Below are 6,540 nucleotides of genomic sequence, written 5' to 3' on the forward strand. Positions count from 1 at the left end.
CGCACGCCGACCCGGCCGCCGAGCTGCCCGCCGTGCTGGCCGTCCTCGGCGGCGCCGTCGAGGCGGCCTCGGCGGCCGGGCGCCGCACCATCCCGGCGGCGGCGTTCTTCCGCGGGCCGCTGGAGTCGGCGCTGGAGCCCGGCGAGATCGCCGTCGCGGCGTTCTTCCCGGCCGGGCCGCCGCGCACCGGCACCGCCTTCGCCGAGACCTCCAGGCGGCACGGCGACTACGCGCTCGCCGGCGTCGCCGCCGCCGTCACCCTGGACGAGGACCGGCGGGTGGCCGCCGCGCGCGCCGCCTACATCGGCGTCGCCGAGACCCCGCTGGTGCTGGACCTGACCGGGCCCGCCGGGCCGCGCGGCGACTGGGCGGCGGCGGCCGCGCACGTCCGCGAGCGGCTCGATCCCGAGGCCGACCCGCACGCGAGCGCCGGGTACCGGCGGCACCTCGCCGGGGTGCTCACCGAACGCGCCCTGCGCGAGGCCGCGGCCGACGCGCCGGGCGGAGAGGTCCGCTGATGGAGGAGACCCACGAGATCGCGCTGACCGTCAACGGCGTGCACCGCACCGCCCGCGTGCCCGCGCGGCGGCTGCTGTCGGACCTGCTCAGGCACGACCTCGGCCTCACCGGGACGCACGTCGGCTGCGAGCACGGCGTGTGCGGCTGCTGCACCGTGCTGCTGGACGGGGACCCGGTCCGCTCGTGCCTGATGCTCGGCGTCACCGCCGCGGGGCACGAGGTCACCACCGTGGAGGGCCTCGCCGCGCCCGACGGCACGCTCTCCCCGGTGCAGCGGGCGTTCCGCGAGTGCCACGGGCTCCAGTGCGGGTTCTGTACCCCCGGATTCCTCTGCACGGTCACCGCGCTGCTGCGCGAGACGCCGGACCCGACGCGGGAACAGGTCCTGGAGGGCATCTCCGGGAACCTGTGCCGCTGCACCGGGTACCAGAACATCGTGAGGTCTGTGCACCGCGCCGCCGAGCTGCTCGCCCGGCCAGACGGGGAAGGGGGGCGGTGATGGGCGCCCGCGTGTTCGGCGAGCCGGTCCGGCGCCGTGAGGACGCCCGGCTCCTCACCGGCCGGGGCCGCTTCCTCGACGACCTCGGCCCCGGCGCGCTCGCCGCCGCGTTCGTCCGCTCGCCGCACGCGCACGCCCGGATCGCCGACATCGACGTCTCCGGCGCGCTGGACGTGGACGGCCTGGTCGCGGTGTACACGTGGGAGGACCTGCCCGGCCGGGTCGGCGAGCCGCTGCCGCTGCTCATCCCGCACCCGGCGCTGACCCACGGCCGCACCGGGTACCCGCTGGCCCGCGACGTCGTCCGGCACGTCGGCGAGCCCGTCGCGATGGTCGTCGCCCGCGACCGCTACCTGGCCGAGGACGCGGCCGAGCGGATCCGCGTGGAGTACGAGCCGCGGCCCGTCGTCGTCGGCGTCGAGGCGGCCGCGCGCGCCGCGCACCTCGTCCACGACGACGTGCCGGGCAACGTCGGCGCCGTGCTGGTGCAGGAGGTCGGGGACGCCGCCGCGGCCGTCGCCGCCGCGCCGCACGTGCTGGAGTTCCGGCTGGAGATCGAGCGGAGCGCGTCCACGCCGCTGGAGGGGCGCGGCGTCCGCGCGCGCTGGGACGCCGCGGACGAGTCGCTGCGCGTGTACTCCTCCACGCAGGCGTCCACCGGCGTGCGCGCCGCGATCGCCGCGCGGCTCGGGCTGCCCAACGGCAAGGTCGAGGTCGTCGCGCCGGACGTCGGCGGCGGGTTCGGCGTGAAGATCGTCCACCCGTGGCCGGAGGAGGTGCTCGTGCCCTGGGCGGCGCGGCTGCTGGGCCGCGAGATCGCCTGGGCCGAGGACCGCCGCGAGCACTTCGTGTCCGCCGCGCACGAGCGCGGCCAGGTCCAGGACGTGCGGGTCGGCTTCGACGGCGACGGCCGCGTCCTCGGGCTGGACGTGCGCGTCCTGCACGACCACGGCGCCTACACCCCGTACGGGATCATCATCCCGATCATCACCTCGACCCAGCTGCCCGGCCCGTACAAGCTCGGCGCCTACCGGGCGGAGGTGACGAGCCTCTACACCAACACCCTCATCGTCACCCCCTACCGCGGGGCGGGACGTCCGCAGGCGGTGTTCTGCATGGAGCGGACGATGGACCGCATCGCCCGCCACCTCGGCCTCGACCGCGCGGACGTGCGCGCCGCCAACCTCATCCAGCCCGACGAGTTCCCCTACGACCAGGGCCTGACGTTCCAGGACGGCCGTCCGCTCGTCTACGACTCCGGCGACTACCCCGAGCTGCTCCGCCGGGTCCGGGCGATGATCGGCTGGGACGGCTTCGCGGCGGAGCAAGCGGCGGCCGCGGCGCGGGGCCGCCGCGTCGGCGTGGGCCTCGGCGTGTACGTCGAGGGGACCGGCGTCGGCCCGTACGAGGGCGGCCACGTGGAGATCGACACCGCCGGGCGGGTGCTGGTGTCGACCGGGCTGACCTCGCAGGGGCAGAGCCACGAGACCGTGTTCGCGCAGATCGCCGCCGAGGAGCTGGGCGTGCCGATCGACGACGTCCGGGTGACGACGGGCGACACCCGCCGGTTCGGGTACGCGGTCGGCACGTTCGCCTCCCGCGCCGCGGTGCTGAGCGGCAACGCGATCGCGCTGGCCTGCCGGCGGGTGCGCGAGAAGGCGCTGCGCATCGCGGGCGAGGCGCTGGAGGCCGACCCGCGCGACCTCGACATCACCGGCGGCGTGGTCCACGTCCGCGGCGACCCGTCGGCGTCGATCCCGCTGCGCACGGTCGCGGTGCTGTCCAACCCGCTGCGCTACGCCTTCGACGCCGAGACCGCGGCGGCGACGCAGTTCGCGACCGCGCGTCCGGTCACCGAACCGCCGGTCGCGCCGGGCGAGGAGCCGGGGCTGGAGGGACGCGGCTACTACTCGCCGGTCCGCTCGACGTTCGCGGCCGGCGCGCACGCGGCGATCGTGGAGGTCGACCCCGACACCGCCGAGATCGCGATCCTGCGGTACGTGGTCGTCCACGACTGCGGCCGCCTCGTCAACCCGATGGTGGTGGAGGGCCAGATCCACGGCGGTGTCGCGCAGGGCATCGGCGGCGCGCTGTACGAGCGGCTGGTCTACGACGGGTCGGGCCAGCTGCTGAACGCCTCGTTCATGGACTTCCTGATGCCGTACGCGACGGAGATCCCGCACATCGAGACCGGCCACCTGGAGACGCCGTCCCCGCTCAACCCCCTCGGCATCAAGGGGGCCGGCGAGGCGGGCGTCATCCCGGTGTCGGCGGTCATCGCGTCGGCGGTCGAGGACGCCGAGGGCGTCCGCATCGACGCGATGCCGCTCTCCCCGGACGCCCTCTGGCAACTGCGTTCACGGCGATCCCGGTCAACGGACCCCGGCGCGTGTTAGCTCTTGGCGGCGGACGGGGCGTCGGGGGCGTTGCCGCCGAGGGACTTCGGCAGGTAGTTCTGCACGGCCGCCGGGCGGAACCCCTGGGTCCGGATCCAGCCGAGGATCATCTGGAACTGCTGCGCCAGGCCCTTGCGGTAGTGCATGAGGATGATGTCGCCGGGCTTGAAGCCCTTGCCGGCGCCGTCGCCGCGCGCGAAGCCGTTGAAGCCGACGCCGGGGCCGCTGGTGCCGTTGTAGAACTCGGCCGACCACAGCAGGATCGACTTGATGCCGCAGTCCCTGGCGACCTGGCGCGTGGTCTGGTTGAAGCTCCCGAACGGCGGACGGAAGATCTGCGGACGGCGTCCGTACTGGGCGGTGATGGCGTCGGAGGAGTTGCAGATCTCCCGCTTCTGCCCGTCCGCGCCGAGCGTCGCCATGTTCGGGTGGGTGACGGTGTGGTTCTCCATCTGCGATCCAGCGTTGCGCATCGCCCAGAAGTACTGGCCCTCGCCCTTGATGTAGGTCGAGGTCAGGAACGTCAGAATGGGGACTTTCTCTTTGCGGACCAGGTTCACGAACTCGGCGTCGTAGGTGTAGCCGTCGTCGATGGTGAGGAAGACGACGCGTTCCTGCGTGCCGATGTGATTGATCACGGGCGGCAGCCCGTCGGGGGAGGGGGACGGCGGTGTGAAGGATCCGGGTTTCGGTGTCTCCCATTGCTGGTCGGCGAGCACGGAGGCCAGCTGTCCGCGCACATTCGGACCGGAGCCGCCCGCCTGGTCGCGCAGGACGGGCCAGCCGCCCGCGCCCACGCCCAGCACGCAGGCCGCCACGATCGCGAATACGGGCGTCTTCCCTCGCATGAGCCGCGTTCTCCGTTCAGTTGGGGGGAGCCGTGCTTTCGTCCCGCATCGGTTGACGCGCCCGAACCGGCGCGGGTTCGCCCGGCTGCATGGCACTTAGCGGACATTCTGGCCATGCCCGGCGCTCGGGCCGTGGACCCGCCGATGTTCGGCGTGTACGCGGCGCCCGCGGCCTTCAAGGCGGCGCCCTCGTTATCTAGAGTCGGAGAATGCAGGTCACCGGCACCGCCAGCGTCGCCGCGCCGCTCGCCCGCGTCTGGGACGCGCTGCGGGACCCCGCGGTCCTCGCGCGCACGATCCCCGGATGCCGCTCCCTGGAGGAGACGGGACCGGACGCCTACCGCGTGACGGTCACGGCGGGCGTCGCCTCGATCCAGGGCACCTACGAGGGCGCGGTCGAGCTCACCGACCCCGATCCGCCGCACGCGTTCACGCTGCGCGCGCGGGGGCGGGGCGCGCCCGGCACGGTGGACGCGACCGTCCGCGTGCGGCTCTCCGCGGGCGACGGCGCCACGCGCGTCGACTACGACGCGGACGCGATCGTCGGCGGGACGATCGGCGGTGTCGGCGGCCGGCTGCTGGGCAGCGTCGCCAGGCGCACCGCGGGCGAGTTCTTCGCCGCCGTGGAGCGCGACCTCACCGCGCCCGAGCCCGCCGCTCAGGTCGCCGTACCGGGCGCGGAGGCGTCGGCGGGGGAGCCCGATGGGCGTGCCGTGCGTCCACGGGTGCACGAGGGCCCGGCCGCGGCGGTCTCGGAACGGGCATCGGTCGCCTGGCCCATGACCGCGGCGTTCGCGGCCGGCGGCGCCGTCGCCCTCGCGGGCGTGGCCGTCGGTCACCTCCTGGGCCGCCGTCGCCGCTGACCCGGACACGCGGCGGCGGGCACCCCGGGACCACGTCCCGCGATGCCCGCCGCAGGCGGTGCGGCCCCCGAGGGGACCGGTGTCGGCTAGCCGACCGCCACCAGGTCGACCACGAAGATGAGCGTCTCGCCGGGCTTGATGGCCGGGCTCGGGCTGCGGTCGCCGTAGGCCAGGTGCGGCGGGATGACGAGCTTGCGCCGCCCGCCGACCTTCATGCCGGCGATGCCCATGTCCCAGCCCTTGATGACCCGGCCGGCGCCGAGCGTGAAGTCGAACGTGCCGCCGCGGTTCCAGGAGGCGTCGAACTCCTCGCCGGTGGACCAGGAGACGCCGACGTAGTGCATCGACACGTTGGAGCCCTTCGCGGCCTCCGCGCCGTCGCCCTCGGTGATGTCGGTGATGTCGAGGTACGTGGGCGGCTGTCCCTCGGGGAAGTCGATCTCGGGGCGTTCAAGCGCCATGAACGGGCTCCAGCGGTCTCGTCGGGTGAACTGTCGAAAGGAAGAGCCCAGCCTAGTGGCACGCTCGTGCGCCGACGAAGACCCGGTCAGCGCCGTCCGGGGGCGCCCGGCGCCGGCCCGGCCGGGCCCGGCCCGGGGGAGCGGGTCCAGAACCGGTGCGGGGTGAAGGCGGTGCCGTCCACGCGCAGATCGGCGCGCGCCTCGGTGCCGTCCGCCTCGAACAGGGCGGACTCGCGGGCGCTCCAGCGCTCCCAGGCGGCGGCGTACTCCGCGCCGTCCCGGTCGAGGGCGCGGCCGCGGCGCAGCGCCCGCGGCGCGTCGATCCAGATCCGGTACGCGGCGGGCGACCCGGCCCACGCGGCGCCGACGCCCTCCACGACGAGGACGGGGCAGGGCGGCACCTCCTCCGCCTCCGCGTACCGGTCGCGGTGCCAGTCGTAGCGGCGCAGACGGCCGGGGCGGCCGGCGGCGAGCGGCGCGAGCACCGCCGCGTCGAGCGGCTCCCACCAGGTCAGCGGGTCGGCGTCCCAGGGCACGCGGAAGTCGTCCGACCGCACGACCGGCGCGCCGGCGAGCACGGCGGCCAGGTGTCCGGCGAACGTCGACTTGCCCGCGCCGCTCGGCCCGTCGATCGCCACCAGCCGCGACGTGCCGCAGGACGGGGGCAGCGCGAGCAGCCTCGCCGCCAGCACGCGGTAGCTGTGGACACGACCGGGACGAGGATCGGGCACGGGACCCGGCGCGGAACCGGGTGCGGGGCCGGGCGGGTTCGCCGGAGGCACGGACGGCATACTTCCAGAGTCGCGGCCGATCCGCCGCCGGCGGGCCGCCGGCCCGGCTCGACGGTCAGGAAGGGGCGCGCGATGGATCTGCTCGGTGCGACGGGGGGCCTCGCGCCCGGCGGCGGCGTGCGGGTCGCCGGACGGGCGCTGGAGCGCGGCGAGCTGCTCGGCC

General features: G+C 75.2%; 7 protein-coding genes. 4 read left to right on the forward strand and 3 right to left on the reverse strand.

From position 1 onward, the window contains the following. The 3 genes from E1291_RS37465 to cutA form a co-directional block, all read left to right on the forward strand. Positions 1–518: FAD binding domain-containing protein (locus E1291_RS37465; RefSeq protein ID WP_207401145.1), on the forward strand; the 518-nt coding region annotated here is incomplete at its 5' end. Further along, positions 518–1,018: a (2Fe-2S)-binding protein gene (locus E1291_RS37470; RefSeq protein WP_131742792.1), complete on the forward strand. Its 501-nt coding sequence runs from the start codon at positions 518–520 to the stop codon at positions 1,016–1,018. The genes E1291_RS37465 and E1291_RS37470, both read left to right, overlap by 1 nt. Next, entirely contained in the window at positions 1,018–3,414 is a 2,397-nt protein-coding gene (cutA, locus tag E1291_RS37475) for an aerobic carbon-monoxide dehydrogenase large subunit (protein ID WP_131742793.1), read from the forward strand. Before E1291_RS37470 ends, cutA begins: the two co-directional genes overlap by 1 nt. Here the strand turns inward: cutA and E1291_RS37480 are convergent. After that, the gene (locus E1291_RS37480) at positions 3,411–4,262 is read right to left on the reverse strand and encodes a polysaccharide deacetylase family protein (protein ID WP_131742794.1); all 852 of its coding nucleotides are present in this window, start codon (positions 4,260–4,262) and stop codon (positions 3,411–3,413) included. The genes cutA and E1291_RS37480 overlap by 4 nt on opposite strands. Before the next feature lie 209 nt (positions 4,263–4,471). Between E1291_RS37480 and E1291_RS37485 the strand changes: the two genes are divergently transcribed. Beyond that, positions 4,472–5,125 (forward strand): SRPBCC family protein, encoded by a 654-nt coding sequence (locus tag E1291_RS37485; protein ID WP_131742795.1) that lies wholly within the window; start codon positions 4,472–4,474, stop codon positions 5,123–5,125. 86 nt (positions 5,126–5,211) lie between these two features. Here E1291_RS37485 and E1291_RS37490 read toward each other — a convergent pair whose 3' ends face one another. Together E1291_RS37490 and E1291_RS37495 are read right to left on the reverse strand one after the other, a co-directional pair. Beyond that, on the reverse strand, positions 5,212–5,586 hold the full coding sequence (locus E1291_RS37490) for an FKBP-type peptidyl-prolyl cis-trans isomerase (protein ID WP_131742796.1): 375 nt from the start codon (positions 5,584–5,586) through the stop codon (positions 5,212–5,214). 86 nt (positions 5,587–5,672) lie between these two features. Further along, positions 5,673–6,278 (reverse strand): uridine kinase family protein, encoded by a 606-nt coding sequence (locus E1291_RS37495; protein WP_207401146.1) that lies wholly within the window; start codon positions 6,276–6,278, stop codon positions 5,673–5,675. Positions 6,279–6,540 lie beyond the last annotated feature (262 nt).

The organism is Actinomadura roseirufa (genome assembly GCF_900659635.1).
GTDB lineage: Bacteria > Actinomycetota > Actinomycetes > Streptosporangiales > Streptosporangiaceae > Spirillospora > Spirillospora roseirufa.